A 26,592-nucleotide genomic window follows, 5' to 3' on the forward strand; every position below is an offset into this window, starting at 1 on the left:
ATTGATGAATACCCAACTTCAATTACAACAACTGGCCACAGACGGTATCCATCTGGATCTGCCGCAGTTGTTGGCCTACCAGCGTCATCATGCCTTGCTGGATTTAGCCCCCAAAATGGCGATTCAAAGTAAGCTGGCTGGTTCCTATTTGGCCCGCAGTAAAGGCCGGGGTATGGAGTTTGATGAAGTACGGCATTACCAACCTGGTGATGATGTGCGAACCATCGACTGGCGTGTTACAGCCCGCACCGGCAAAGTACACACCAAATTATTTCGCGAAGAAAAAGAGCGGCCAGTTTTTATCCTGACCGATTTATCTGAGTCGATGCGTTTTGGCACAAAACTGCTGCTCAAGTCGGTACAGGCAGCGCATTTAGCCGCCTTATTGGCCTGGCATGTGCGTGAAACCGGCGATAAATTGGGTGGCTTGGTCTTCAGTGAGCAGCAATTGCTGGAGCTTAAGCCTGCAGCGCGTAGCCAGGCCGTATTACGTTACTTAAATGCACTGATTAAAGTGCAGCAACATCAGGGCATGGCGGCAGAGTCCAACATTAACCATGCTTTGGGTTTAATGCGACGTTTAGCCCGTCCAGGTGCCCTTATTTTTGTGATCTCAGATTTCAGCGCACTTGACGCACAAGGCTTGCGCCATTTGCAGGCCATGCGCCAGCATAATGAAATTCGTTGTGTGCATATTACCGATCCTTTGGATTTGCAACTGCCCTTGTCTGCTTCTGGTTTAGCGGCAGTGACAGATGGTGTGGAGTTGAAAACTCTGGATTTAGGTTCATCCGCTTTAAAAGACAGTTACAAGCAACAGCAAAACCAGTGGCAACAGGCTTTGCAATTGAACTTAAAAAAGCTCAACTGTCGCTATTTAGAAATAAGTGCAGCCTTGCCTTTGATTGAACAATTAAACAGGAGTTGGCCTGATGGCGAACACTGAACCCAAACTGGCGTTGGCTGATATTCAGGAGCCGATGCTGAACACCTTCTGGCCGCCGGCTCCGGGCTGGTGGTTGCTTGCAGTGCTGCTTATTGTACTGCTGGCCTATGGCTTTCGTTTTTTCTGGAAAAAATGGCAAAAAGCCTTGCCCCTGCGTCAAGCCAAAGCAGAATTACGGCTGATTAAAGAGCCAGATCAGAGCGCTGAGCTCAACGAATTACTGAAACGTCTGGTCCGCTGTTACAGCCCTGGCCATACTGTGTTGTCTGCACCTGTGAAACACTGGCAGGAGTTTTTACAGCAACAATTGCCCCAACAGCCTTTGCCTGATTTACAGAAAGTGCTGTATCAATCGGCATCGGATCAGGCTGATTTCACCATTTATCGGCAATTTGCTGAAAAGTGGCTGCATATAGTTTCTGTCAAACAGCTGGAGCGGCTTTGATGTTTGAATTCAGCTACCCCTGGTTGTTTTTGCTATTACCTTTGCCTTTGTTGCTGCGACGTAAAACACAGCAGCAAGGCAGCCCTTTAACACACAAAGCACTGATCAAAGCCAGTAGCCAGACTCATGGCCTGACAAGTAAAGCACCCCGCTCTGTTAAAACCTTACTGGCTTTACTCTGTTGGTGTTTTTTAGTGTTGGCGGCCACTCAACCCAGATGGCTGGGACAAACCGTCACCTTGCCACAACAAGGTCGGGATCTGATGTTGGCGCTGGATTTATCCGGCTCTATGGCAATCAGTGATATGCAGCATCAGGGCCAGAGCATAGACAGACTGCAGGCCGTGAAGCTGGTCGTCAGCGACTTTATTCAAAAACGCAAAGGCGACCGCATTGGTCTGATTTTATTTGGCGATGCCGCTTATCAACAAACCCCTTTAACCTATGACTTAACTACCATTCAAACCATGCTGGATGAAGCTGTGCGGGGTCTGGTCGGCGAACGTACCGCCATAGGTGAAGCCATAGGCTTAGCAGTGAAACGGCTGAATACTTATGAAACCTCAAACAAAGTACTGATTTTGTTAAGTGATGGCGCCAACACCGCAGGTGTTATTCAACCTATGGAAGCCTTGCAACTGGCCAAAGCTGCCGGAGTCAAGGTGTACACCGTAGGTGTTGGAGCCGAACAAATGGTGCAACAAAGCATTTTTGGCCGTCAGTTAATCAACCCGTCGCAAGATTTAGATGAAGTGCTGCTGACCCGTATTGCAGAAGAAACCGGTGGCAAGTATTTCCGCGCCCGCGATTTGGCTGAACTGGCACAAATATACAAACTGTTGGATCAGTTAGAACCTATTGAGCGCGACCAAATCAGCTATCGCCCGCAGCAAAGCCTGTTGCACTGGCCTTTATTAGCGGCGTTGTTTTGTTCTGTGTTACTTGCCTTAAGTCAGGTGCGCTTTGCAGGGAGAATAAAAAATGTGGGCTGATTTTCATTGGTTAAGGCCGGAGTACTTTTGGTTAGTGCTGCCCACTGTGTTGATTTGGGTTTTGTTTGCCAAACTACGTCAGCCACAAAGTGCATGGCAACATTGGATAGCACCGCATCTGCAAAAAGAATTACTGACAGTGCCAGCCACACAACAGCAAAAACCTGTGCTGTGGCTGGTCCTGATCATCTGGCTGATTAGCGTAATTGCTCTGGCTGGCCCGAGCTGGCAGCGTTTACCACAACCGGTGTTTCAGCTAAAAAAAGCCACCGTGATTCTGATGGATATGTCGATGTCGATGCGTGCAACCGACTTATCGCCTGACCGATTAACCCTGGCCCGCTTTAAAGCCCTGGACTATATCGATGGCGTCAAAGAAGGGGAGCTGGCTTTGGTCAGTTTTGCCGGCGATGCTTTTGTCATTTCGCCTTTAACTCAGGATCACAATAACGTCCGGTTGCTGTTGCCTGAACTCAGCCCCGACATTATGCCGGTACAAGGTTCCAACCTTGAAGCCGCCCTGCTACTGGCCGATCAACTACTCAAACAAGGCGGTTATCTGCAAGGAGACGTGGTGCTTTTTACCGACGGCTTTGCTTCCGCTGATTACCCTCGGTTACGTGATTTGATGGACAACTGGCCGCATCGTTTATCTGTACTGGCCTTTGGCACCACCCAAGGTGCGCCGGTGCGGTTAAGTAACGGTGAGTTATTAAAAGACCGTCAGGGCGCTATAGTGCTACCCCGGGTTCCTTTGACACAGTTACAACAGCTGGCTGAACTACGTTCAGGTGTTTTTGCTGTGGCGGGTTCTGAAGACAGTGATATTGACGCTTTATTGGCACTAAAACCTCTGGATAAAAAAGCTGATAGCGAAGAGCAACAAAAGCTTTTTGGTGATCAATGGCAAGACAACGCTGTTTATCTGGTCTGGTTACTGCTACCTCTGGCGTTGTGGCTGCATAAACGCGGCGCTTTGACTGTCTTTGTACTGGTACTGTTTTTGCCCAAAGCAGAAGCCTTTGAATGGAATGATCTGTGGCAGACCAAAAGCCAAAAAGCACAGCAGTCTTATCAGCAAGGGGATTACAGCGATGCCTGGCAAAACTTTGACGACCCGCTGTGGAAAGGCAACGCCGCCTATAAAGCCGGAGATTACCCCGCGGCTGAGCAGTCTTATCGTCAACAGGACAATGCTGATGCGTTGTATAACCTTGGTAATAGTCTGGCGCAACAGCAAAAATATGAAGAGGCCATTGAGGCCTATCAGCAGGCTCTGGCTAAAAACCCGGCGCTTGATAAAGCCCAACAAAACATAGATGTGGTTCAAAAAGCACTGGAGCAACAACAGCAGCAACAAAACCAGCAGCAAGGTGAAGGCGAAGACCAGGATCAGCAGCAAGGCGAATCATCCAACGATCAGGGCGAAGGTGCAGAATCGTCAAAACAACAATCTGACGAACAAGCATCTGAACAGCAATCTTCCGAGCAACAGTCTGCTCAGCAAGCCGATGATGCGGCTTCGCAAAAAGATCAGCCGCCAGGTCAAACCGAGCAGCAAAAGCAAGAGCAGCAGCAACAAGCTGCTGAACAAGCAGAACAACAGGCTGCTGCACAGCAGGAAGAGCAGGAACAGCAACACAAAGCGATTTCTGAAGCCTGGCCTAATGCCAACGCCGAACAGAGTCAGCAACTGGATAATTTATTACGCAAAGTACAGGACGATCCTTCTTTGTTATTACGCCGTAAAATGGCGCTCGAATATCAAAAACGTCGTTATGATCAACCACCAGCCGGAGTTGTCGAAGAATGGTWAAGCAGTGGTTAGGCTTGTTTTTAATACTAAGTAGTCCAGTCTGGGCTTTGACTGAGCTAAAAGTTTCCCTGGATAAAAACCCGTTGTTATTGGGTGAAACGGCTGTACTGGAACTGGTCGCTGACGATCAGGTGGCACAGCAACCTGATTTCTCCGTACTGGACCAACATTTTATTGTGCAAGGCCCTTCTATGGGCCAGCAAATGCAAATCATCAACGGTCAGGCCAGCCGCACCACCAGTTGGCGTCTGCTGCTTAAAGCAAAACAAAGTGGTACTTTTACTATTCCATCCTTTGAGATTGAAGGCGTTAGCTCCTCCTCTATCGAAGTCGAAGTCATAAAAGGCTCGGCACAGACACAAACGACTAACGATCCACAGCTGTTTTTACAAAGCAGTCTGGATAGCACACAACTTTATGTGCAGCAGCTGGCCTACCTGGACGTAAAAATCTTTTTTCAGGGCGATTTACAACGGGGTTCACTCAGCGAACCTAAAGTAGATGGCCTGAGCATAGAACAACTGGGTAAAGACAAAGAAGGCAGCGAATTAGTTAACGGCGAACGCTACCGCACTTTTAGCCGTAAATACCGGATCATCCCAGAACGCAGCGGTACTTTTGTGCTGCCAGGCTCGACACTCAGCGGCGAAATGCTCGACAGAAACTCAGGTCGTTATGACTATTTCGCTCAAACCAAAGCGGTCAGCGCCACAGCCAATGATTTAACTATTGAAGTTGCGGCCAAGCCGGATAACTTTCCAGGCGACTGGCTGATCGCAGATTTAGTCAGCTTAAATGAAGAATGGAGTCCAGCCACAGAACAGTTAACTCAAGGCGAACCAGTCACCCGCACTATTACATTAACTGCATTGGATGTGGCTGAACACCAGTTGCCCGACCTGCCACTGAATGCACCTGATGGCGTAAAACTTTACAAAGAACAGCCACAAGCCAAACAAGCGGAGCGTAATGGCACCCTGGTGTCACAAAAAGTATTTAGCATGGCAGTAGTTGCCAACAAAACCGGGGAACTGGTTTTGCCAGAAGTAAAGCTGCCCTGGTGGAACAAAAAAACCAATTCAGTGCATTACGCTACCTTGCCGGAAAAACGTTTAACGGTAGAGGTGAATCCTGAACTGCCGCAACAAGGCAGCGCAGCTGTGGTGGTGCCAGCGACACAAGGACTGACTACGGCAGCTGCAGAACACAATCCATGGCAATGGAATTACACCAGCTCAGTACTGGCAGTACTCTGGCTTTGCTCCGTGCTTGCATTAGTTTGGTTCAGACCAAAAAGAGCCGGTGTAACAAAAGCTATGGTGCACAATTCAGGTTCTGCCAGAGCCAATCCGAAAAAACTGCAGCTGACTTGTCATAACAACGACGCGGGCGCAACAAGACAGTGGCTGATGTTATGGGCTCAGCAACAGTTTGGCAGAACACCGGCTTCACTGACCGAATTAGCACTCTGGTGCAAAGATCAAAACTTTACCGAGCAATTACAATTGCTGAATCAGCAGCTGTATCAAAAAAATCAGCAAAGCTGGCAAGGCAAAATGTTATGGATTTGCTGGTCTAAGTTATCACTGGAAAAGACAAGTGATAAATCTGCACTGCCAGAATTGTACCCTGAGTAAAAGTCGGCCGTAATTGGCAGCGAAGCTTTGTTTGTCTGACTTAAAAAACTGGCTGTTACCCAAAGCTATTGATAGCATGCGACCACTTTATAACTACAACAATAACAATGCGGGAGAATCACAGTGGCCACGGCAACCATTTTAGCGTTATCCATTTATTTTTTATCTATGCTGGCAATAGGCTTGTACGCCTACCGCCAATCCAGCAGCAACTTATCCGACTACATGTTAGGTGGCCGTAAACTTGGCCCCGGTGTGACCGCCTTATCCGCTGGTGCCTCTGACATGAGTGGCTGGTTACTTATGGGTGTACCAGGCGCTATGTATGTCGCAGGTATATCACAAATCTGGATTGGTGTTGGTTTAGTCATAGGTGCTTACCTGAACTACATACTGCTGGCACCACGGTTTCGGGTGTACACTGAATTGGCAAAAGATTCTATCACCCTGCCCGACTACCTGGAAAATCGCTTTGCCGACCCGACCCGGTTATTACGTCTGGTATCTGCCGTCGTCATAGTGGTTTTCTTCACCTTGTATACCTCATCAGGTATGGTTGCAGGCGGCAAATTATTTGACGAAGTTTTTGGGCTGGATTATGAATTTGGCCTGTTTCTGACCGCAGGTGTCGTCATTACCTACACTTTATTAGGCGGCTTTCTGGCGGTCAGTATGACGGACTTTGTACAGGGCATTATTATGTTTGTCGCTCTGGTTACGGTGCCACTGGTCGCTTTTGGCGCTTTGGATCAGCCCACCCAGATGTTCACCACTATAGAGCAACTGAATCCAAAACATCTGGACCTATTCACCGGCACCAGCGCACTTGGCATTATTTCTTTATTGGCCTGGGGTTTAGGTTATTTTGGTCAGCCGCATATTATTGTGCGTTTTATGGCAATACGTTCGGTAGCAGATTTTAAAGCTGCACGTCGTATTGGTATGTCCTGGATGATCATCTCCATTTTAGGCTCCATGGCGGTAGGTTTTGTCGGCATTGCTTATGTTCAGCAAACCCAAATGCCGGTGGAAGACCCTGAGACGATTTTTATTCTGCTCTCCCAGGTATTGTTCCATCCATTTGTCGGTGGTTTATTATTAGCCGCTATTTTGGCCGCTATTATGAGTACCATCTCTTCTCAGTTGCTGGTGACATCCAGCGCTTTAACTCAGGATTTTTTCAAAACCTTTTTGCATAAAAACGCCAGTGACAAACTGCAGGTATTGGTAGGCCGGGCTTCGGTTTTTGCCGTAGCTCTTGTCGCCATTCTGCTGGCTCTGGACAGTAACAGCTCCATTTTAGGTTTAGTCGCCAATGCCTGGGCAGGTTTTGGCGCAGCTTTTGGTCCTGTGGTGCTGATCAGTCTGTACTGGAAGCGAATGAATCACTGGGGTGCTTTGGCGGGTATCACAGCTGGTGCTCTGACTGTGCTGTTCTGGGCGTACAGCCCTTACCAAATTGATGGTAAACAGCTCAATGATTTCCTCTATGCCATCATACCTGGCGTTTTAGTGTCAGCACTGCTGACCTGGCTGGTTAGTCTGGTCACCTCTGCTCCAACTGCCGATGTAAGCCGATTGTTTCAGCAAGTATCTGATAAGTTAGAGAATAACTAACTCATACAAAGCAGGCGGACCAGGATTCTGAGTCTGCCTGCTGTTTCCTTCCATGATCTTTGAAAATATCTGTAAGACCATAGTCTTTTCCCGTAGATCTTTGCTACATTGAAGCATGACTTCTGTTTAGCTGTTCAGGAACCTATGTACTTTTACACAGCACGCCAACCTATTCTGGATAAAGACAAAAACCTGTTTGCCTATGAATTGTTATTCAGGGATGGTGTGGAAAACGTATTTCCTGAAGTGGACAGCAACGAAGCCACCTCACGCATGATTGAAGGCAGTCAACTGAATTTAGGTCTGGATGAGTTTTTGGGCGACAAGCCTGGCTTTATCAACTTTACGCTTGATTCTTTATTAAAAAAATACCCGTCCATGTTGCCTTGTGAGCAAGTGGTGATCGAGATACTGGAAACAGTGCAGCCAGGCAAACGTTTATTAGCTGAATGTGAGTCTCTAAAAGCTCAGGGCTATATACTGGCGCTGGATGATTATATTCATCAACCGGTCTGGCGGCATTTCTACCCGCTTATCGACATTATTAAAATTGATTTTCGCGCGACCAGCCTCGATACCATGCTACAAATTAAAGACGCCATTAAGGAGTTTCCTCATATCAAACTCTTGGCGGAAAAGGTAGAAACCAATGAAGAGTTTCTGCAGGCGTTAGATTTAGGCTTTGATTATTTTCAGGGCTATTTTTTCTCCCGCCCCGAGATGATGCAAAGCCGGGCTTTGTCGCCCGCGCAAATGACTTTGGCAGAGTTGTTGTATGAAACAGCCAAAACTGAAATGGATTTAAATACCATCACCTGCGTGTTTGAGCGGGATGTGCATTTGTCTTACAAGCTACTGCGTTACACCAACTCTGCCGTGTTTAAACGCCGCGCTGAAATAGCCACTATTAAACAAGCTATAGTGGTGTTGGGGCAGGCTGAACTCAAACGCTTTTTATCCGTGCTTTTTACCGCCCAAATCAGCAGCGACAAGCCTGCTGAGTTAATGCGCCTGGCAATGACCAGAGCCCGTTTTGCTGAAGACATCGCGCGTCTTGCAGGTTTTGCCGAGCTGTCTAAAGCATTTTTAACTGGCATGATGTCGCTGATGGACGCAATACTGGATGAACCCATGAGTTCAGTGATGAGCAAGCTACCACTGTCCAAAGATATTAAAGATGCACTGATCGATGGTGTTGGCCCTATGGCGCAATTTCTGCAATTAATTAAATTTTATGAACAAGCGGCCTGGGACGATGCGAACGCATTGATCCAATCCCTGAAACTCGACACTAAAGCTGTGCCTGATGCGTATCACACTGCAGTTCAGTGGGCGAATGAACAAATGAAAGCGCTCGGCGACAGCTGACGAGCGCCTAGTTAAGGGCTGCTGACAGTTTAAAAGCTGACGTGCTCCGCGACCTGCGCCGCCAGTTTCTCACCAATGCCTTTGACTTCTGTCAGTTGCTTTTGATCTTTAATAGGGCCATTGGCACTGATGTAGTCTTTAATGGCCTGAGCTTTTTTCTCACCAATACCAGGTAATGCGTCTAATTGCTCTACAGAAGCCTGATTAATATTCAGCTTGGCTTTATCAGCGACTTTTGCTGCCGCCGGCACAGACAAAGGGGCTTTCGCCATTTCTTGTGCTACGGTTAAGTTAACTGCACAGGCCAGACTGGCCATGACTGCTGCAACGAGTGCGATTTTCATCACAGTTCTCTCCTTTTAACAGTTCCTTGCCTCTTCACTGTGTTACTGAAGGTTGTTGCCAGCAACTACAATCCGGTAAGCAGAGACAAAAGAACCACTTTGAGTTGCAACCTCGTCAATAAAGATAGCCAAAATACAACTTTTTGCATCAATATTTTTACATATTTAAAACAAAACAAAACTAAGTAATTGGAGTTGCAGCGAGGCGGCAAGCGAGGCCCCTGGAGCATAGTTGTCTTATGTGACTGGGGTGAGAGCGCGCAGCCAACAAAGCTGCGGTTTCAAGTACGACGGGTAAAGGTGTTCAGCAGCAATTCAGACCTTAGTTCTTATACTTTCAACGATTTGTCTGATGTTAAGGATTGCCGACACTGACAGAGTGTTTTAGCATAACCCCACTTTGTTTATGCCAGTTTAAAAAGGAAGCCACATGCGTTTATTAGTTGTTGAAGACGAGACTTTATTGGCGGAACAAATCCGCGAGCATTTAGTGCAACAGCAATTTAGCGTAGACGTAGCCCATGATGGAGCGGACGGCTGGTTTAAGTTAAGCGAATACCCTTATGATTTGGCCATTATCGATATAGGCCTGCCTAAAATGGATGGTCTGAGTCTTATTCGTAAAGCCCGCCAAAATGATATTAAAACTCCTGTTATTGTATTAACAGCCCGTGGCAGCTGGCAGGAAAAGGTTGAAGGTTTGGATGCCGGAGCAGATGACTACCTGACTAAACCTTTTCATACTGAAGAGCTGTTGGCCCGTATTAATGCTTTGATACGCCGTGCTGCTGGTCAGCCGGATCCAATGTTGCATTCAGGCCCTGTGAAGCTCAACAGCAGAACCCAGCAAGTCTGGCTTGGCGAGGACGAAGTCAGTCTGACGGCATATGAGTACAAAGTACTGGAGTACTTTATGCACAACCCAAATAAAGTGATTTCCAAAACTGAGCTGACAGAACATATTTACGATCAGGATTTCGATTTGGACAGTAATGTCATTGAAGTCTTTGTGCTGCGTCTGCGGAAAAAACTGGACCCGGACGGCGAGCTAAAACCTATAGAAACTCTGCGTGGCCGCGGTTACCGTTTTACCATGGTTGTCAGCTAAATGCAGTTATCGCTCAAGGTTCGTCAGGGTATTATCAGCCTGTTTTTGCTGTTCTTTTTATTACCGAGTTCATTTTTTGCGATAGAACAGGCTTTTTACACCCAACTGCTGACCAGTACTGAGCAGAAACTTGAAGTACATATGTACTCCATTTTGGCGGAAGTACATCCTAATGACGGCAAAGTGGAGCTGAGTAACAACCTGCTGCCGCCGGATTTCTACCGGCCAGATTCAGGTTTAGCCGCTTTTATTACCAGTGAAAACGAACTGTTATGGCAGTCCGATTCTTCTATTAATCAGCAATTTGATCCCCCTACCCATCAGATTTTGCCAGCCTCGCATGAGTTTGTATTGATGGAACAGTACCAGCAGAAATACTGGGTACTGTCTTTTTCAGTGCTGTTTGACTTAGGTGATAACACCCTGCCTTTGACCATTCATGTAGTGCAAAATGATCAACTGTTGCAGGAGCCACTCGACACCTTCAGAAAAACCCTGAGTCAGTGGTTTATTGGCATAGCTTTGGTGCTGATAGGGTTAACTTTGTTAGCCTATTATTGGATCACTAAGCCTTTAACCTCTTTAGATAAAGAAATTCATAAGCTCGAAAGTGGTCAACAGGAACAACTGTTGCACGACTACCCTTCTGAACTGAACAAAATCAAAGAAGACCTAAACTTGTTGCTGGCAAATCAGAACAGGCAAAAGCAACGCTACCGTCATCATTTAAGTGATTTGGCTCATGCATTAAAAACGCCTATAGCTGTATTACGCACCTCGAAGCTGTCCGAACAACCCGAACTGCGCGAACAGCTTGACCGTATTACTGGCATGATAGAGCATCAGTTAAAAAGGGCTTCAAGTTCAGGCCAGGATTTGTGGCATAAACAAATTAAAGTGAAACCACTGATTGATAAACTGGAACAAGCTTTAAGCAAAATTTATCACGACAAAGGCTGTATGATCGAAATTCAGTGTACCGATCAGGTCGTGTTTCGCGGTGATGAAACCGATCTGATGGAAATATTAGGCAACCTGCTCGACAATGCCTGCAAAGCTTGTAATGGACGTGTCAAAATCAGCGCCTTTGGCAAACCGTTGCAACTGGATATTGAAGATGATGGTCCAGGTATTCCGCAGGATAAAAGGGAAGAATTATTTCAGCGTGGTACCCGACTCGATACTTACAAAGAAGGGCATGGCGTGGGTCTTTCTATTGTCTCTGAGCTGGTGAAATCCTACTCAGGTGAACTGCAGGTGTCCCAAAGCCCTTTGGGTGGGGCCCGTTTTGTCATTCGTTTTCCGGAGTCAGGACTAAAATGATCAAACTAATGCTGCTCGCAACCACTTTCAGTGCATTTTCGCTTGCTGCCACAGAAGCCTGTGATCAAAAAACATTATCTAAAGTAGAGTATATGCAATGTCTGGATCAGCAGCTTGAACAGAGCAGACGGGAATTAACCACTTGGGAAAACAACCATTTATTCAAACTGGAAGAGCAAGCAAACAGTACGGGCCGTCAGGATGGCTTAAAACTCTTTAATAAATCCCGTCAAACCTTTGCTCTGTACGCTGAACAGGACTGCCGCTGGCAGTTTATTGGCCAATTACCCGATAGCAAAACTGCCAGTGCATACTACAAACAATGCCAGTTGTACCATATCAAGCAACGTATCGAATTATTAAAGCAAGTTCATACTAAACCACAATAAGCCTCACAACCGTATTAATACGCTTATACTTGGCTGTATTCAATACTTTAGTTGTGGAGGCTTTTAACAATGAAGATCCTGATCACCGGTGCAACCGGACTGATAGGCCGTGCGCTCATTGCAGGATGGCAAGGCCAGCATCAACTTATAATCCTTAGCCGATCATCAGTCAACGCCAGGCAAATCCTTGGTGTTGAGGCTGATTATCAACACTCTCTTGACGATATCGACTTCAACCAGATAGATGCAGTGATCAATCTGGCCGGTGAGCCCATAGCAGATAAACGCTGGAGTGAATCGCAAAAACAAAAAATCTGCCAAAGCCGCTGGCAATTAACAGAAGCACTGGCAGAAAAAATCCAGCACTCTACCACCCCACCTAAGGTATTGATTAGCGGCTCAGCTATAGGTTTTTATGGTCGTCAGGGCAGTGAAATAGTGACGGAAGAACAGAGTTCCTTTTACCCTGAATTCAGCCATGATATTTGTGCCCGCTGGGAAAACCTGGCTCAACGTGCTGCAAGTCCACAGACAAGAGTCTGCTTGCTACGCACAGGCATAGTACTGAGTAGTCAAGGCGGAGCTTTAGCAAAAATGCTGCCGTTGTTTAAATTGGGTTTAGGCGGCCCTATAGGGGATGGTAAACAGTTTATGTCCTGGATCCATCTGGAAGATATGCTGCGGATCATTTATTTTTTACTGCAACGGGATGATTTAAGCGGGCCTTTTAATGCAACAGCCCCCCGCCCTGTCAGCAACAAACAATTCAGCCAGCTGCTGGCTGAACGTTTTGGCAAAAAGGCACCTTTTACAGTGCCTGGTTTTGTATTACGTTTAGCTTTTGGTGAAATGGCTGATTTACTTTTGTTTGGTCAGAACGTGCAACCAAAACGTTTACTGGACAATGGTTTTCAGTTTAACCACAGCCATTTAAAAGACGCCTTAAACGCCCTTCAATTTTGAAGGGCGCGCCGTAATAAGGTACTGCCTGACATCTTAAGTAACTGCCTGACCTGCCATGCACCGAGCACTGTGACTAAAGCGACACCCAATACAGGGCCAAGCCACCACAAATTCCAGTGCGGCTGGTAAGGCAAATCAAAGAATTGCTGTTGCACTACGGCCAGCAGAACCTCTGCCAGAATAGTGGCAAAAAGCCCGGCTAAAGCCCCCAAAGCGGCAAACTCATACAAAAGCGCTGCTTTTAGAAAAGCCGATTTAGCGCCTAAGGTCCGTAAAATAGCCAGCTCCTGCTCCCTCTGTTCCAGCGTGGCCTGCACCTGCGCGACCAGTACCAAAACAGCGGATGCAAACACTAAAATCAGAATAAAGGTTAAAGCCACTGAGACCTGACTGATAATGTCGTTGACCTGCTTTAAAATGGTATCGACAGAAATCAGGCTGACTGTTGGGAATTGCCGCACTATTTGATTCAACAACTCCTGCTCTGACATAGGTAAGTAAAAGGCGGTAATGTAAGTAGCCGGAAAGCCCTGCATCAGATCAGGTGACAACACCATATAGAAGTTCGGCTGTAAACTGTTCCAGTCGACTTTACGAATACTGCTGATCGTCGCTTCAAACAGTTGCCCTCCGACTGAAAATTGCAGCTTGTCACCCAGTTTTAATGCCAATCGCTCTGCCATTTGCGACTCGACCGACACTTCAGCTTTGGATTGGGCGCTAAACCATTGGCCGCTTTCCAGTTCATTGTTGTCAGGCATTTCATTTAACCAGGTTAAGTTCAGCTCGCGCCCAACCCCCTGACGTTGTTCAGGTTTCTCTTTGGTTGCTTCATCGGCAAAGTTTTCACCGTTCACCGCCAGTACCCGACCATTCACCATAGGATAAAATTCGGTCAGCTCTAAGTTGTGCTGAACTGCCAGTTGTTGCAGTGAAGTTTTGTCCTGCTCCGTTAAATTCACCAGAAACTGATTCGGTGCCCCTTCTGGCACTTGTTGTTGCCATTGATCCAGTAACTCAGAGCGTAAAAAATACAACAGCAGAGTTAAAAACAACGCCAGACTAAAAGTGATCAACTGAAAGGCATTTGGCCATAATCTGCGGCGTAAATTCGCCAGTGCCAGCCGTAAAGCGCTGCTTTGTCCAGCGGCCATAGGTTTAGCCACCCGGACCATAACGGCGGCAAAACCCATCAGCAGAGAAGCGAATACCAGACACAACACAAATAACCAGCTGCTGATCCATAAATCGCCGCTAAATAGCCACATCAATAACCAGATAGCCACAGAGCCACTGATTAAATGCACCGGGTCAAATTTCATTTGATCCGGCTTCTCGCGCAGCACATTAAGTGCAGGTACTGCAGCCAGACGCCATAAAGGCCGGGCTGAAAACAGTACGGCACAAATTGCGGCCGTCAGTACACCAAGACCTAAAGGCCTGAAACTGAATTCAGCCAGATACTCAGGCATCCAGAAAGCAACGCCCCATTGGCTTAACTGCACTAACAGCTGACCGGCCAGCAAACCAAAACCAACACTGAAAATCACCACAAACAACAGATGACTACCATAAATTTTCCGGCTTAAGGTCGTAGTGGCCCCCAGAGCTTTCATCACAGCCACTGAACGGGCATGACGCTGACTATACCTGTTAGCGGCCACAGCAGCGGCACAAGCGGCCAGCACTATACCCAACAGACCTGATAACAATAAGAACCGCTCAGATCTGTCCAGAGCGCCTCCTATGGCGGATTCTCTGTCCATTTGTTGCCATCTGTCCTGTGGACCCAGCAATTCTTTACTTTGAGTCTCCAGCAATTCAAGGTCTTGCTGAGAACCGGCAAACATTAAGCGATAATTAATTCTGCTGCCAGGCTGAATAATAGCCGTAGCGGCCACATCATCCAGATGCATCAAAATGCGAGGTGAACTGCCAAATACTGACAGTGGCGCATCTGGTTCAGCCACTATCACGCCTGCTGCGGTAAATACTTTTTCACCCAGCTCAAGGCTGTCGCCTACCTTGATATTCAGCAAACTATAAAGCCGACTTTCCAGATACAACTGATTCGGCTGCAACGATGCAAGCGCAGTGGTATCGCTCAGGGAGGGACTTAATTTTAACTCGCCTCTTAATGGATAAGCTGCTGATACTGCTTTAACAGACACCAGCTGCATCTGATCTTTGGCAAACAACATGGAATTAAACTGCACCTGACGAGATGATTTCAGTTGCAGCTGATCTGCTTGTTGTTGAACCTGTTCATTAAAACCTATGCTGGAACGCAAAATTTTATCTGCGGCTACAAAGTTGGCGCTGCGCTGATACAAAGCAGAACGCACAGATTCAGTGATACCAGACAAACTCACTACTGTTAATACCGCCAGAAATAGTGAAAAGGCGATCACCCATAACTCGCCTCGGCTTAATTCGCGCCAGAACAGTCGCCAGGCGATTTTACCCCACATGGCGTTTGTCCTCTGTAGTCTGAGTTAAATCAGCAGCTAAATGGCCAGCATGCATCTGGAATCTGTATTGGCAACGTTGCGCCAGTTCATGGTTGTGGGTCACCAGCACTAAGGTTGTGCCTTGTTGCTCGTTCAGTTCAAATAACAGATCTTCGATTTTTTCACCTGTCGCGCTGTCCAGGTTCGCCGAAGGTTCATCTGCAAAAAGTACCGCAGGTTTGGTAATAAAAGCCCGGGCTATCGCAACTCGCTGCTGCTCACCACCGCTCATTTGATTAGGGAAAAAATCGGCTCTGTGACTTAACCCAACCTGTGCCAGTAACTCAAGACCACGAGCTCGTGCATCTGGCATGCCTGCCAGTTCAGCAGGCAACGTGACATTTTCCAGCGCAGTCAGGCTGGGTAAGAGTAAAAAAGACTGAAACACAAAACCAACAGAACGGGCTCTTAATTCAGCGCGTTCATCTTCAGACAATTTATGCAGCGGCTGGCCAGCCAGATACACTTCACCGGATGAAGCCAAATCCAAACCTGCCAGTATACCCAACAGAGTGGATTTGCCTGAACCTGAAGCACCAACAATGGCAACTGTCGCGCCCTGATTGATCGTGAGGTGGATATCTTGCAGTATGGTAAGCTCAGATCCGGTGAGCTGAACTGTTTTTACAACATCTTTTGCAACAATATGAGGTATAGGTGTTTTCATGATTCGATTGATCTACGTTATGCTTTTGGTCCTGTCGTTCACTGCAGCTGCAGTGCAGGCCAAAACGCTGTTAATTCTGGGCGATAGTCTGAGCGCCGGTTATGGTTTAAGCCAACAACAAAGTTGGGTCTATCTGCTACAGCAAAAGCTGAAGCAACAAGACAGCGGCTGGACCCTGGTCAATGCCAGCATCAGCGGCGAGACTTCTGCTGGTGGCCTGGCACGCTTGCCCGCCTTACTCGAACAACACAAACCCGATTATGTGTTGATTGAGCTAGGAGCCAATGATGGCCTGCGTGGTTTTCCTGTGCCACAGCTTGAGACTAATCTCAATGCGATGGTGCAGCATATCAGGCAACAGGAAAGCGAAGCTGTATTAATGCAAATACGTATTCCGCCGAACTATGGCCCACGTTACACCACACAATTTACCAATTTATATCCAAAAGTCGCAGAAGAGCAGCAAATACCACTTTGGCCTTTCTTTATGGAGACCATAGCGTTAAAACAGCATTGGATGCAAGCGGATGGACTGCATCCGAACCTGGAAGCACAACCTGTTATCGCAGATTTAATGCTACCTTTGGTTTTAGGTCTAGAGTGAAAATGTAACGAAATTTGAGGAATGTCAGGAAGCGGCTGTAAAGTCGCTTTTTTTGCTTTAAAGGCTAAAGATAAAATGTGAAGAATTCTGGAGTGTAGTCAGACTGCAACAATAAATAGGCATAACTAGTGAGTTGGATGGAGCTAAGGATTGAGTGGAGCTGTAGAAATTGGTGGAGCTAAGCGGGATCGAACCGCTGACCTCTTGCATGCCATGCAAGCGCTCTCCCAGCTGAGCTATAGCCCCACTTGCAGATATAACGCTGAAGTGGCGTCCCTTAGGGGATTCGAACCCCTGTTACCGCCGTGAAAGGGCGGTGTCCTAGGCCTCTAGACGAAAGGGACACTGGATAGATCTTCATATGATGTTGGCGTCCCTTAGGGGATTCGAACCCCTGTTACCGCCGTGAAAGGGCGGTGTCCTAGGCCTCTAGACGAAAGGGACAGGCGCATAAACATCACTAATTGTACTGACTAATTGGCGTCCCTTAGGGGATTCGAACCCCTGTTACCGCCGTGAAAGGGCGGTGTCCTAGGCCTCTAGACGAAAGGGACACTACAGTCAGTTTGTCAGATTTTGTTGGCGTCCCTTAGGGGATTCGAACCCCTGTTACCGCCGTGAAAGGGCGGTGTCCTAGGCCTCTAGACGAAAGGGACACTGGAACAAAATCTTTGGTGGAGCTAAGCGGGATCGAACCGCTGACCTCTTGCATGCCATGCAAGCGCTCTCCCAGCTGAGCTATAGCCCCACACCAATTGCAGAGGTTGCTAAGCAATCCCCTACAAGACGAGGCGAATTCTAGGGGCCGAGGCCAAAGGTGTCAACAGTTTTTTAGAAAGCCTTAACTGTTCGCATATTTTTTAAACTAAGTGACGATTCAAGCAGCAAATTGCAGGAAAATAAATAACATAGCCCCCTAGTCTACTCTGTCACTGATACCACAAAAATACAGACCAACTGATGCTCTCCCCGGGTAACATGGAGTTGCGGGGAAGCGGCAAGCCGGTGAGTCGTCAGGATCATGTGACTGAAGCGAGATAACGCAGTCAATAAAGCGTCAGCTTGGAATACAACAGATACAAACAGGAAAACTACGAATTAAATACGGAAAGGGTATAAAAGAAAAAACCCTGCCGGAGCAGGGTTTTTTAAACAATTAAAGCGTTATGTTTTTCTTACTGGCGCGTTCTTTAATGTAGCTTTCCCAACTTGCAGCCTGACGGGCATACTTGGGATCGGCCTTAGCTTTTTGCACTGCCTGGTAAGCGTCTCTGAATTTGTTCTGATAGAAGTAAGCTTCAACCAGAGCCAAATACACAGGACCTTTGACTTTTACGCCAGCATCCAATGATTTATTCAGAGCCACTACAGCAGCAGAGTATTTTTCAGCAAGGATCAGTGAAGAACCCTGACGACGATAGGCATCGGCATCATTGTCTAACTGAGCTGACTCACCGTAATACTGAGCGGCTTTCTCCATTTCACGCGCTGCCTGGAACGAACCGGCCATACTGTTCAGCATAGTTTTATCTTTAGTGATTAAACCAGACTTAATATGTTTTTCCAGAGTCGCGCCCGCTTTGTATGGGACATTGGAGTTTGAATACAGCTGAGACAATAATTTATACTCGTTCGCTGTTTCCAACATACCTTGCCTAGCAGCAACTTCTAAGGTAACTAAAGCTTTTTCATATTGCTCGTCAATACTGTAAAACTGAGCCAGATAAGTCCACCAGCGTTTATCCGAAGGGAAAATTTGCACTGTGGTCTCTAACACTTCGATCACTTTTTTGTTGTTTTTCATCTCGTAATAAGCTGAAAACTTCAACGTATAAGGACCAGCGTTTGGCTTAGCTTTGTCTTGCATAGCAATAGCCATATCAGCAGGTTCAATGACCTTTTGATACTGCTTTGTTTCCATGTAAGCACTGGCAATACGCAGATAAACGTTCGCATCTTTCTCACCAGTGAAATCCATCCACTGGTAATAAGTTTTGATCGCTTCATTATATTGCTTATCACTTAACAATAAGTCAGCAAGTAAACGAGTACCTGCAGCCTGATCTGCAAAACTTAACACATCTGGCTTCATTGCTTTGCGTAAGTAGTCAATGGCTTTCTTCTCGTCTTTAGCGGCCCACATGTTGCCTAAAAAACGATTCAAATACGCCATGTCAAACTCATTGCTGGACTCAACACCCTGCAATGTAGCAATAGCTTCGTTTAACTGTTCAGCACTATAAAGTTCGTAGGCTTTAGCTATAGCTTTACCTACTTTCTCACCTACAGCGCTTGATTTGCGGTTTTTCCGTTCTTCAATCTTTTTCGGATCCGGAGCCGCTACAGCATAGGAACTCAGAGTCGTTGCACCAAAACTGGCTAGTACGATCAACGCAGAAGTTAGAGTAGTCATTTTCTTCATAGTGTTAACCCCCCTGGTCTAAAGAGAAGTCCAGCTGAACCATAATACCTGGTTGCTGTACTGCCTTACCATCGACCACTTTTGGTGAATATTTCCAACGTTTCAGAGCACGAATTGCTTCACGGTCAAATACACGTTTAGGTTCAGCTTCTACAACAGTAACTTCGCCAACGCTGCCATCTTCCAGAATAGTAAAACGCATTTTCACCCAACCCTGCAGGCCATCACGAGCTGCCTGTACCGGGTATTTTGGTTCGATACGAACTATCGGAGTAGCATCGCCATCACGCATCATTGCTGAAGATGGATCGCCCAATCCTGAACTTGCACCACCTACGTCAACAGACGGCATGTTAAACCCAATGGTTCCACCTGTGTCTGTCGAAGCGGGTTCAGCAACCGGAGCTTTTGGCGGCTCTGGTGGCGGCGGTGGTGGTGGTGGCGGTACCCGAACACGAGTCTGAGCTTTTGACTCAGGCGGTGTCGAGTTTATTTCAATAACGATTTGTTCCTTTTTAGCATTGGTGAACGTATCATCCCCACCTATAAGGAATGCCATCAACACATACAGGAAAAACGTTATTACCGCACCAACAACCAGTGATAGTAATAACCTTACCATATTACTTGTTCTCCGCAGCGATCGAAATCTTATCGATACCAGCCAGCTTGATCTGATCCATTACTGAAACCACAACACCATGCTTAGCTTCTTTATCTGCCTGAATAATGACTGTATCAGTTGGCGATTCAGCTAACAGTTTTTCAACTGTTGCACCAACACGCTCAACGTCTACAGCACGTTTATCCATCCAGATTTCACCGTTTGCACGGATAGCGATAAAGATAGTGGCTGACGGCTTCTGTATCGCTTTTGTCGCTTTAGGGCGAAGTACATCTATACCAGCTTCTTTAACGAATGAAGTCGTTACGATAAAGAAGATCAGCATGATGAATACAACGTCCAACATCGGCGTTAAATCTACTGCTGCCTCTTCGGCTTCACGTCTAATTTTACGTGCCATAAATTACTCTCTATCAATGATGAGGCATGTTATCAGCTAATTCATGAACTGCTGATTTCACCTTACCTTCCAGTTTAGACGTTACAAATACACCTGATAAACAAGCAACCATACCAGCCATAGTTGGGATTGTTGCCATAGATATACCAGCTGCCATCAGTCTTGGGTTACCGGTACCTTGCACCGCCATAATTTCAAATACAGCGATCATACCGGTGACAGTACCTAACAAACCAACCATAGGACAGATAGCAACCAAGGTTTTGATTACTCCGATCCGCTCACGCAGTTTGGTAGATGCCTCAGACACCCACGCATCACGAATTTTATGCGCATACCATGAGGTTGTATCAACCCGGGCATTCCAGTCTGCAATGATTTTATCACGCAGTACTGGATACTCTCGGTTGATAAACCAGAAGCGCTCTATGATCAATACCCACATGATGAAGAGCACTAGGGCGACGATATACAACACATCACCGCCGGTCGCGATAAAATCCCTGACAGATTCCCAAAGCTCTATCAGGCTATGCATTACGCTTTCTCCTTCTCCGCATGAGCAGCGATGATACCAGCGCTTTGCTCATCCAGAACATGCAGGACTGAGTTTGATTTACTTTGTAACAAAGAGTGGATAAACAATAATGGCAGAGCACATAACAGACCTTGAACAGTTGTTACTAACGCCATTGAAATCTGACCAGCCATGATTTTCGGGTCGCCAGTACCGTGTAGGGTAATAACCTGGAACGCACCGATCATACCGATAACTGTACCTAACAGACCTAATAAAGGACCAACAGCAGCGATCAGCTTGATAATACCGATACCTTTTTCGATATCTGGCGTTTCACGCATAATGGCTTCGTCCAGTTTCAGTTCTAAAGTTTCAACGTCAACAGATTTGTTGTCGTGATAAACTTTCAGAATACGGCCTAAAGCGTTTTTCTCTGAAGGATTATTCAGGTTTTTCAGCTGAGCTTTTACGCCAGCAGAGGCTGCAGTCAGAGATACGAAACGGATAGCACCAATCAGTAAACCGATCAGCAATAAAGCCGTAATTACGTAACCTGGTGTACCACCTTGGTGATACTGTTCTGTTAATGTAGCTTCCTGAGTTTTCAGACGCAGTAAGTTACCGCCAGTAGGGTCAATATAAACTGGTTTTACTTCACCGGCAGCAGCATTTTTAAACGCTTCAGCATCAGAAACAATGTAAGACTCTGGTTGTTTAACCAAAGGTTGCATTTCCTGAGTATCAGCGTTGAATACTAAGTAGCCACCGTCAGAAATAAGGTTGAAAGCACCAACACGAGTGACGCTTGCAGTAGCAGCATTACCGTCTAAGCCTACAACATTACCTTCAAACTTAGAAACTTTGGCAGACTCAGTCATTTCAGTTTGCAAAGCAATCCACAGCTCTTCCAGTTCTTTAATCTCTGGAATTTCTTTGGCTTCAGCCAGCTTTTGCAGCAGTTGTTCACGGCCTTTGTACTGAGCACTGATATTAGACATAGCGATACCACCGATAGTCTCGGTTGCAGCACCACGAACAATACCAAACATCTCACCTAAAGTACCTTGAGCTGCGATTAATTCAGCTTCTTTAGCAGCTAACTTGCCTTCATTATCAGCAAACTGCTGAGTTAAAGAACGGCCACGTGCTTCTTCAGCAGTAAATTCAGCTTTTGCTCTGTTTAACAGGGCTTGCTTGTCAGCACGGTCAGCTAAGAATTCTTTTTCACGCTGTTGGTTGATACGACCTTCAGCAGTGCGAGCTTGTTTAACCTGCTCTAATAATTGATCCAGCTTGGCAGTATCAGCTGCTGCGTTTAAACACACGCCTGCAGACAAAGTGACAGTAGCTGCAATTACTAAACCTTTAAAAACTTTCTTCATTTATGCTTACTCCGCTGCTAACACTGGAAGTTTTAACAATTCTGGGGCAGCTTGTTTACCCGCAACACGAATAGCGAATCTGGTTGATTCGATATATTCCTGACCCAGTTCTTCCCACTGACCTGTAGTTTTGTTAAACATCCAGGCTTGTTTTTCATCCAGAGATTGAGCCAGTAAAGCAACCCGACCTACGTATACGTAGTTCACGGTAATTTCGCCGCCACCCACTGCCAGTTTGTCAGTGTAAGTCACTAAAGCTGTACCTAAATCTTTTTCGATTTGGTAGGCTTCGATCACTAAACGGTACATTTCAGAAGTGTTAACTGCTGAGTTACCTAATACAGCACGTAAACGGTCAACACGAGCTAAACGGTTCGTCAGATCGATTGGCATATCGGCTTTGATAAAGGCTTCTAAAGTATCAACCATACGATACATCAGAGGAACGATACCTTGCTTGGTACCTTCGATAGTACCAATTTGCTTATCAAAAGAGGCTAACTGCGAGTTTTGATCGGCAACCAACTTAGCAACGTGATCGTTGTAAACTTTTAAGTTTTCAGTTTGCTCAACTAATTGACGGTACTCGGCCAATAATTCCTGGCTTTGGTCAAAAATATTGTTGATCTTTTCCTGAGACTGTACTGAGGCGCGGATATTTTGCTGACCCACTTTTTGAATTTCAGACAGTTGATTTGCTGCTACTGAAGTGCTGGCCAATGCGAATGCTCCAAACAGAGCAGAAGCAACCAGACTCTTACGAATGTTATTGTTAGACATAGTTCCCAACCAATAATTGCTGATTAACGTAACCTGTTTTTGAAAGGCTATTTTTTGTAACAAAAAATAACCCGGTTAAAGGGTAAACCGCCCGCATCATTGCAGCAAACTCGCGGATTGTCAATATAACAACGCCTGTCAACGATGACAGTTTTGTTGCAATTTAAAGACGGCTTATACCCTTTTAAACTTAAGCAAAATCAGGAGCTTTCCTGTATTAATAATTCATTAAATTTTTTGCTTATTTAATGTTCGGTGTTAGTTTTCCCGACTCATACAACTTCACCATTTGCTCGAGAGAAATGGCTTTTATCTTCGATGCATTACCAGCAGTGCCAAATGCCTGATAACGATCTTTACAAATTTCAGTCATAGCTTTGACTGATTCCTGCAAATACTTACGCGGATCAAATTCCGCAGGGTTTTTCGCCATATAGCGGCGAATAGCACCTGTCGAGGCTAAACGTAAGTCAGTATCTATATTGATTTTACGTACGCCAAACTTGATCCCTTCCTGAATTTGTTCAACCGGCACGCCATAAGTTTCAGGGATAGCGCCACCGTATTCATTAATAATAGCAAGCCATTCCTGAGGTACTGACGACGAACCATGCATAACCAGATGGGTATCCGGGATGCGGGCATGAATATCTTTAATGCGATCAATCGCCAGTATATCGCCTGTAGGCGGACGACTGAACTTATAAGCGCCGTGTGAGGTACCGCAAGCTATAGCTAAAGCGTCTACACCTGTCGCTTTGACAAACTGAGCAGCTTCTTCAGGATCCGTCAACATTTGGTCATGACTTAAGATGCAATCTGCACCTATGCCATCTTCTTCGCCTGCCGCGCCAGTTTCAAGCGAGCCTAAACAACCTAATTCGCCCTCGACTGAAACACCACAAGCATGCGCCATATCTACAACTCGACGCGTTATATCGGCATTGTAGTCATAATCCATTGGTGTTTTACCATCAGTACCTAAAGAACCATCCATCATCACAGACGAAAAACCAAGCTGAATAGCTTGCTGGCAGATAGCGGCTGAGGTGCCGTGATCCTGATGCATCACCACCGGAATATGTGGAAATTCCTCAACAGCAGCCAGAATAAGATGACGCAAAAAAGGGGCGCCGGCATATTTACGCGCACCGGCAGAAGCCTGCACTATTACAGGGCTGTCTGTGGCATCTGCCGCTAGCATAATGGCACGCATTTGTTCTAAGTTATTGACGTTAAAAGCTGGTACTGCATAACCAAACTCGGCGGCGTGGTCCAGCATTTGACGCATTGAAATCAGAGCCATGAGATCCTCTCTCTTTTGTAGGGTAAGGGTTGTGTTTTAAAACTGCTGGCTCTGCCGTCACCTGAGGTGATCTTTAGTAGTACGGAGCCAGCGGTCACTTTCTTTTAGATTTTTGTAATTATTGGTAATTTAGCAGCTTTAGGCTGTGGTGTTCGCGCGTTGTTCTAATATTTCCACTGCTGGTAAGGTTTTACCTTCGAGAAATTCCAGAAAAGCACCACCACCGGTCGAGATATAAGAAATTTTGTCTGCTAATTCATATTTATCAATAGCAGCTAAGGTATCACCACCACCTGCTATAGAAAACGCCTTGCTGTCGGCAATGGCCAGAGCTAAGGCTTTAGTGCCTTGTTCAAAAGAGGCGAATTCAAATACACCTACAGGGCCATTCCAGACGATGGTGCCGGCATTTTTCAGAATATCGACCAGCGCAGCACTGCTGTCAGGTCCAATATCAAATACCATGTCGTCGCTGCTGATATCGGCAACAGATTTAGTAGTAGCAGGCGTGTCTTCAGCAAAAGCTTTGCCTGTCACTACGTCTGTAGGCACAGGGATAGAGCCGCCATTGGCTTTGGCTTGTGCCATTAAACGCTTGGCTTCAGGAATAAGGTCGGTTTCGACCAGAGACTTCCCTACCTGATAGCCCTGAGCGGCAATAAAGGTATTAGCAATGCCGCCGCCGACGATCAATTGGTCAACAATACCGGATAAAGATTCCAGTACAGTCAGTTTAGTGGACACTTTAGACCCGCCAACAATGGCGACCAAAGGACGTTTAGGATTTTTCAGCGCTGCTGCTAATGCATCTAACTCAGCAGCCAGTAAAGGACCAGCACAGGCAACAGGTGCAAACTTTGCCACACCATGAGTGGTAGCCTGAGCACGGTGTGCGGTGCCAAAAGCATCCATCACAAACACGTCGCATAAAGCAGCCAGCTTTTTCGACAAGGTTTCGTCGTTTTTACCTTCGCCTTTGTTAAAGCGTACGTTTTCAAACACAACCACTTCGCCAGCGTTCACTTCAACGCCGTCCAGATAGTCTTTCACTAAACGTACAGGTACAGATAAAGTCGTGTTTAAGTAGTCGACCACTGGAGCCATAGAGAATTCGTCAGTGTACACACCTTCCTCTGGACGGCCTAAGTGAGAACACACCATCACTTTTCCGCCTTTTTTCAGCGCCAGCTCAATAGTAGGGATAGCAGCTTTTAAACGCGCATCGGAGCTCACTTTGCCATTTTTCACCGGTACGTTTAAATCTTCACGGATCAGTACCCGCTTCCCTGTTAAATCTACATCCGCCATCTTAATAACTGACATACCAGACTCCTGTGATTTGATTAATTTTTTAGTACTAATTTAAATGAAGCTTCAAACAAAACGCATCATAGCGCGGGTTGTGTCGATCATTCTGTTCGCAAAGCCCCATTCGTTGTCACACCAGACTAAACATTTGACTAAACGTTTATGGCTGACCCGGGTTTGTGAACCGTCAACAATGCATGAATGCGCATCATGATTAAAATCTACTGAAACCAGCGGCTCTTCGGTGTAATCCAGAATACCAGCCAGCTCCCCTGCCCTTGCACGTTGCAAGACCTGATTGATCTGCTTTAAATCGACGTCCTGATGCAAAGTCACGCTTAAATCCATAGCAGTGACGTTTACGGTCGGCACACGCACTGCAATAGCTTCAAAACGACCAGCCAAGTGCGGCAAAATACGCTCTATACCACGGGCTAATTTGGTATCAACCGGAATAATAGATTGACTGGCAGCCCTGGTGCGGCGTAAGTCAGTATGATAAGCATCTATCACCTGCTGATCATTCATCGAGGCGTGAATAGTGGTAATAGTGCCACTTTCGACACCAAAATGCTGATCCAACACCTGGATCACCGGCACTATGCAGTTGGTGGTGCAGGAACCTGCCGACACTACGGTCATCTCATCAGTCAGCAAATGCTGATTAATGCCGTAAATCACAGTGGCATCAATATCAGCGTCGGCCGGATGGGAAAACAATACTTTTTTTGCCCCTGCATCTAAATGCAGTTGTGCATCGGCGCGACTATGAAACACGCCTGTGCATTCAAGTACTACATCGACGTCTAATTCGTTCCAGGGTAACTGGGCGGGATCGGCCTGACCAAATAATGCGATAGCATCGCCATTGACCAGCAAGCCCTGTGCAGTTAACTCAACAGGAAAACCAAAACGACCATGTGAGGTATCGTATTTTAATAAGTGAGCTATACCTTTGGCATCGGCCAACTCATTAATAGCGACCACCTTGACTTGTTCTGTTAAACCGCACTCGTATACGGCACGCAGAATATTCCGACCTATACGGCCAAAGCCGTTAATTGCCACTTTAATGGTCATTGCTACTCAATCTTCACACATTTACGGATCAAAAAGAGGG

Annotated in this window: 24 protein-coding genes and 6 tRNA genes; 12 read left to right on the forward strand and 18 right to left on the reverse strand. The window is 46.4% G+C overall.

Going from position 1 to position 26,592, the window contains the following annotated elements; translation table 11 throughout:
* Positions 1-4: 4 nt before the first annotated feature.
* The 7 genes from P3C17_RS13510 to P3C17_RS13540 all read left to right on the forward strand — a co-directional run bounded on the left by P3C17_RS13510 (position 5) and on the right by P3C17_RS13540 (position 8,821).
* Positions 5-946: a DUF58 domain-containing protein gene (locus P3C17_RS13510; RefSeq protein WP_300929939.1), complete on the forward strand. Its 942-nt coding sequence runs from the start codon at positions 5-7 to the stop codon at positions 944-946.
* Complete coding sequence (locus tag P3C17_RS13515) at positions 933-1,391, forward strand: DUF4381 domain-containing protein (RefSeq protein ID WP_300929940.1); 459 nt, start codon at positions 933-935, stop codon at positions 1,389-1,391. The genes P3C17_RS13510 and P3C17_RS13515 overlap by 14 nt, the downstream gene beginning before the upstream one ends.
* The gene (locus tag P3C17_RS13520) at positions 1,391-2,383 is read left to right on the forward strand and encodes a VWA domain-containing protein (protein ID WP_300929941.1); all 993 of its coding nucleotides are present in this window, start codon (positions 1,391-1,393) and stop codon (positions 2,381-2,383) included. Before P3C17_RS13515 ends, P3C17_RS13520 begins: the two co-directional genes overlap by 1 nt.
* On the forward strand, positions 2,373-4,211 hold the full coding sequence (locus tag P3C17_RS13525) for a VWA domain-containing protein (RefSeq protein ID WP_300929942.1): 1,839 nt from the start codon (positions 2,373-2,375) through the stop codon (positions 4,209-4,211). The genes P3C17_RS13520 and P3C17_RS13525 overlap by 11 nt, the downstream gene beginning before the upstream one ends.
* Positions 4,193-5,836 carry a BatD family protein gene (locus tag P3C17_RS13530; RefSeq protein WP_300929943.1) on the forward strand — a complete coding sequence of 548 codons (1,644 nt, stop codon included), beginning with the start codon at positions 4,193-4,195 and terminating at the stop codon, positions 5,834-5,836. Before P3C17_RS13525 ends, P3C17_RS13530 begins: the two co-directional genes overlap by 19 nt.
* Before the next feature lie 123 nt (positions 5,837-5,959).
* Positions 5,960-7,453: a sodium/proline symporter PutP gene (gene putP / locus P3C17_RS13535; protein WP_300929944.1), complete on the forward strand. Its 1,494-nt coding sequence runs from the start codon at positions 5,960-5,962 to the stop codon at positions 7,451-7,453.
* 144 nt (positions 7,454-7,597) lie between these two features.
* Positions 7,598-8,821, forward strand: a complete 1,224-nt coding sequence (locus P3C17_RS13540; RefSeq protein ID WP_300929945.1) for an HDOD domain-containing protein — start codon at positions 7,598-7,600, stop codon at positions 8,819-8,821.
* Positions 8,822-8,850: 29 nt separating this feature from the next.
* Here the strand turns inward: P3C17_RS13540 and P3C17_RS21250 are convergent, their stop codons facing one another.
* Positions 8,851-9,165: a helix-hairpin-helix domain-containing protein gene (locus tag P3C17_RS21250; RefSeq protein WP_346015668.1), complete on the reverse strand. Its 315-nt coding sequence runs from the start codon at positions 9,163-9,165 to the stop codon at positions 8,851-8,853.
* A 430-nt stretch (positions 9,166-9,595) separates the two neighbouring features.
* On the opposite strand from P3C17_RS21250, the gene P3C17_RS13550 reads away from it, so the two are divergent.
* The 4 genes from P3C17_RS13550 (at position 9,596) to P3C17_RS13565 (ending at position 12,948) form a co-directional block, all read left to right on the forward strand.
* Complete coding sequence (locus P3C17_RS13550) at positions 9,596-10,273, forward strand: response regulator transcription factor (protein WP_233078257.1); 678 nt, start codon at positions 9,596-9,598, stop codon at positions 10,271-10,273.
* Positions 10,274-11,596, forward strand: coding sequence for an ATP-binding protein (locus tag P3C17_RS13555; protein WP_300929946.1), 1,323 nt, complete (start codon positions 10,274-10,276; stop codon positions 11,594-11,596).
* Positions 11,593-11,985: a hypothetical protein gene (locus tag P3C17_RS13560; protein WP_300929947.1), complete on the forward strand. Its 393-nt coding sequence runs from the start codon at positions 11,593-11,595 to the stop codon at positions 11,983-11,985. The genes P3C17_RS13555 and P3C17_RS13560 overlap by 4 nt, the downstream gene beginning before the upstream one ends.
* A gap of 69 nt (positions 11,986-12,054) precedes the next feature.
* Positions 12,055-12,948, forward strand: a complete 894-nt coding sequence (locus P3C17_RS13565) for a TIGR01777 family oxidoreductase (protein WP_300929948.1) — start codon at positions 12,055-12,057, stop codon at positions 12,946-12,948.
* Here the strand turns inward: P3C17_RS13565 and P3C17_RS13570 are convergent.
* Both P3C17_RS13570 and P3C17_RS13575 read right to left on the reverse strand, forming a co-directional pair.
* Complete coding sequence (locus tag P3C17_RS13570; protein ID WP_300929949.1) at positions 12,939-15,419, reverse strand: FtsX-like permease family protein; 2,481 nt, start codon at positions 15,417-15,419, stop codon at positions 12,939-12,941. The genes P3C17_RS13565 and P3C17_RS13570 overlap by 10 nt on opposite strands.
* On the reverse strand, positions 15,409-16,125 hold the full coding sequence (locus tag P3C17_RS13575; protein WP_233078262.1) for an ABC transporter ATP-binding protein: 717 nt from the start codon (positions 16,123-16,125) through the stop codon (positions 15,409-15,411). The genes P3C17_RS13570 and P3C17_RS13575 overlap by 11 nt, the downstream gene beginning before the upstream one ends.
* Between P3C17_RS13575 and P3C17_RS13580 the strand changes: the two genes are divergently transcribed.
* Complete coding sequence (locus P3C17_RS13580) at positions 16,124-16,729, forward strand: arylesterase (RefSeq protein ID WP_300929950.1); 606 nt, start codon at positions 16,124-16,126, stop codon at positions 16,727-16,729. The two genes, P3C17_RS13575 and P3C17_RS13580, sit on opposite strands and share 2 nt — an antisense overlap.
* A gap of 170 nt (positions 16,730-16,899) precedes the next feature.
* On the opposite strand, the gene P3C17_RS13585 is transcribed toward P3C17_RS13580, so the two are convergent.
* The 15 genes from P3C17_RS13585 to epd all read right to left on the reverse strand — a co-directional run bounded on the left by P3C17_RS13585 (position 16,900) and on the right by epd (position 26,552).
* Positions 16,900-16,975 (reverse strand) — tRNA-Ala (locus tag P3C17_RS13585).
* A gap of 22 nt (positions 16,976-16,997) precedes the next feature.
* Positions 16,998-17,073 (reverse strand) — tRNA-Glu (locus tag P3C17_RS13590).
* 24 nt (positions 17,074-17,097) lie between these two features.
* A tRNA-Glu gene (locus P3C17_RS13595) sits at positions 17,098-17,173 on the reverse strand.
* Positions 17,174-17,207: 34 nt separating this feature from the next.
* Positions 17,208-17,283, reverse strand: a tRNA-Glu gene (locus P3C17_RS13600).
* Between the two features lie 26 nt (positions 17,284-17,309).
* Positions 17,310-17,385: transfer RNA gene (locus tag P3C17_RS13605), tRNA-Glu, on the reverse strand.
* A gap of 16 nt (positions 17,386-17,401) precedes the next feature.
* A tRNA-Ala gene (locus tag P3C17_RS13610) sits at positions 17,402-17,477 on the reverse strand.
* Positions 17,478-17,885: 408 nt separating this feature from the next.
* The gene (locus P3C17_RS13615) at positions 17,886-19,151 is read right to left on the reverse strand and encodes a hypothetical protein (RefSeq protein WP_300929951.1); all 1,266 of its coding nucleotides are present in this window, start codon (positions 19,149-19,151) and stop codon (positions 17,886-17,888) included.
* Between the two features lie 4 nt (positions 19,152-19,155).
* Positions 19,156-19,773 (reverse strand): energy transducer TonB, encoded by a 618-nt coding sequence (locus P3C17_RS13620; RefSeq protein WP_300929952.1) that lies wholly within the window; start codon positions 19,771-19,773, stop codon positions 19,156-19,158.
* A 1-nt stretch (position 19,774) separates the two neighbouring features.
* Positions 19,775-20,176, reverse strand: coding sequence for a biopolymer transporter ExbD (locus P3C17_RS13625; RefSeq protein ID WP_127687280.1), 402 nt, complete (start codon positions 20,174-20,176; stop codon positions 19,775-19,777).
* Positions 20,177-20,189: 13 nt separating this feature from the next.
* On the reverse strand, positions 20,190-20,714 hold the full coding sequence (locus P3C17_RS13630) for a MotA/TolQ/ExbB proton channel family protein (protein WP_300929953.1): 525 nt from the start codon (positions 20,712-20,714) through the stop codon (positions 20,190-20,192).
* The gene (locus tag P3C17_RS13635) at positions 20,714-22,078 is read right to left on the reverse strand and encodes a MotA/TolQ/ExbB proton channel family protein (RefSeq protein ID WP_300929954.1); all 1,365 of its coding nucleotides are present in this window, start codon (positions 22,076-22,078) and stop codon (positions 20,714-20,716) included. The genes P3C17_RS13630 and P3C17_RS13635 overlap by 1 nt, the downstream gene beginning before the upstream one ends.
* Positions 22,079-22,084: 6 nt before the next feature.
* Positions 22,085-22,858 carry a DUF3450 domain-containing protein gene (locus P3C17_RS13640; protein ID WP_300929955.1) on the reverse strand — a complete coding sequence of 258 codons (774 nt, stop codon included), beginning with the start codon at positions 22,856-22,858 and terminating at the stop codon, positions 22,085-22,087.
* Between the two features lie 241 nt (positions 22,859-23,099).
* Positions 23,100-24,164, reverse strand: coding sequence for a class II fructose-bisphosphate aldolase (gene fba / locus P3C17_RS13645; RefSeq protein ID WP_233078270.1), 1,065 nt, complete (start codon positions 24,162-24,164; stop codon positions 23,100-23,102).
* A 138-nt stretch (positions 24,165-24,302) separates the two neighbouring features.
* Positions 24,303-25,487: a phosphoglycerate kinase gene (locus tag P3C17_RS13650; RefSeq protein WP_300929956.1), complete on the reverse strand. Its 1,185-nt coding sequence runs from the start codon at positions 25,485-25,487 to the stop codon at positions 24,303-24,305.
* Between the two features lie 51 nt (positions 25,488-25,538).
* Positions 25,539-26,552 carry an erythrose-4-phosphate dehydrogenase gene (gene epd / locus P3C17_RS13655; RefSeq protein WP_300929957.1) on the reverse strand — a complete coding sequence of 338 codons (1,014 nt, stop codon included), beginning with the start codon at positions 26,550-26,552 and terminating at the stop codon, positions 25,539-25,541.
* Between the last annotated feature and the right edge of the window lie 40 nt (positions 26,553-26,592).

This window comes from Rheinheimera sp. 1928-s, assembly GCF_029269265.1.
In the GTDB taxonomy this organism is placed as follows: domain Bacteria; phylum Pseudomonadota; class Gammaproteobacteria; order Enterobacterales; family Alteromonadaceae; genus Pararheinheimera.

Excerpts from the sequence above, each read along its gene's own strand:
- P3C17_RS13620 (WP_300929952.1), bottom strand. The coding sequence starts at position 19,773 with ATGGTAAGGTTATTACTATCACTGGTTGTTGGTGCGGTAATAACGTTT.
- fba (WP_233078270.1), bottom strand. The coding sequence starts at position 24,164 with ATGGCTCTGATTTCAATGCGTCAAATGCTGGACCACGCCGCCGAGTTT.
- P3C17_RS13570 (WP_300929949.1), bottom strand. The coding sequence starts at position 15,419 with ATGTGGGGTAAAATCGCCTGGCGACTGTTCTGGCGCGAATTAAGCCGA.
- P3C17_RS13550 (WP_233078257.1), top strand. The coding sequence starts at position 9,596 with ATGCGTTTATTAGTTGTTGAAGACGAGACTTTATTGGCGGAACAAATC.
- P3C17_RS13625 (WP_127687280.1), bottom strand. The coding sequence starts at position 20,176 with ATGGCACGTAAAATTAGACGTGAAGCCGAAGAGGCAGCAGTAGATTTA.
- P3C17_RS13615 (WP_300929951.1), bottom strand. The coding sequence starts at position 19,151 with ATGAAGAAAATGACTACTCTAACTTCTGCGTTGATCGTACTAGCCAGT.
- P3C17_RS13635 (WP_300929954.1), bottom strand. The coding sequence starts at position 22,078 with ATGAAGAAAGTTTTTAAAGGTTTAGTAATTGCAGCTACTGTCACTTTG.
- P3C17_RS13520 (WP_300929941.1), top strand. The coding sequence starts at position 1,391 with ATGTTTGAATTCAGCTACCCCTGGTTGTTTTTGCTATTACCTTTGCCT.
- epd (WP_300929957.1), bottom strand. The coding sequence starts at position 26,552 with ATGACCATTAAAGTGGCAATTAACGGCTTTGGCCGTATAGGTCGGAAT.
- P3C17_RS13565 (WP_300929948.1), top strand. The coding sequence starts at position 12,055 with ATGAAGATCCTGATCACCGGTGCAACCGGACTGATAGGCCGTGCGCTC.
- P3C17_RS13510 (WP_300929939.1), top strand. The coding sequence starts at position 5 with ATGAATACCCAACTTCAATTACAACAACTGGCCACAGACGGTATCCAT.
- P3C17_RS13580 (WP_300929950.1), top strand. The coding sequence starts at position 16,124 with ATGATTCGATTGATCTACGTTATGCTTTTGGTCCTGTCGTTCACTGCA.
- P3C17_RS21250 (WP_346015668.1), bottom strand. The coding sequence starts at position 9,165 with ATGAAAATCGCACTCGTTGCAGCAGTCATGGCCAGTCTGGCCTGTGCA.
- P3C17_RS13540 (WP_300929945.1), top strand. The coding sequence starts at position 7,598 with ATGTACTTTTACACAGCACGCCAACCTATTCTGGATAAAGACAAAAAC.
- P3C17_RS13560 (WP_300929947.1), top strand. The coding sequence starts at position 11,593 with ATGATCAAACTAATGCTGCTCGCAACCACTTTCAGTGCATTTTCGCTT.
- P3C17_RS13630 (WP_300929953.1), bottom strand. The coding sequence starts at position 20,714 with ATGCATAGCCTGATAGAGCTTTGGGAATCTGTCAGGGATTTTATCGCG.
- P3C17_RS13555 (WP_300929946.1), top strand. The coding sequence starts at position 10,274 with ATGCAGTTATCGCTCAAGGTTCGTCAGGGTATTATCAGCCTGTTTTTG.
- P3C17_RS13515 (WP_300929940.1), top strand. The coding sequence starts at position 933 with ATGGCGAACACTGAACCCAAACTGGCGTTGGCTGATATTCAGGAGCCG.
- P3C17_RS13575 (WP_233078262.1), bottom strand. The coding sequence starts at position 16,125 with ATGAAAACACCTATACCTCATATTGTTGCAAAAGATGTTGTAAAAACA.
- P3C17_RS13640 (WP_300929955.1), bottom strand. The coding sequence starts at position 22,858 with ATGTCTAACAATAACATTCGTAAGAGTCTGGTTGCTTCTGCTCTGTTT.
- P3C17_RS13650 (WP_300929956.1), bottom strand. The coding sequence starts at position 25,487 with ATGTCAGTTATTAAGATGGCGGATGTAGATTTAACAGGGAAGCGGGTA.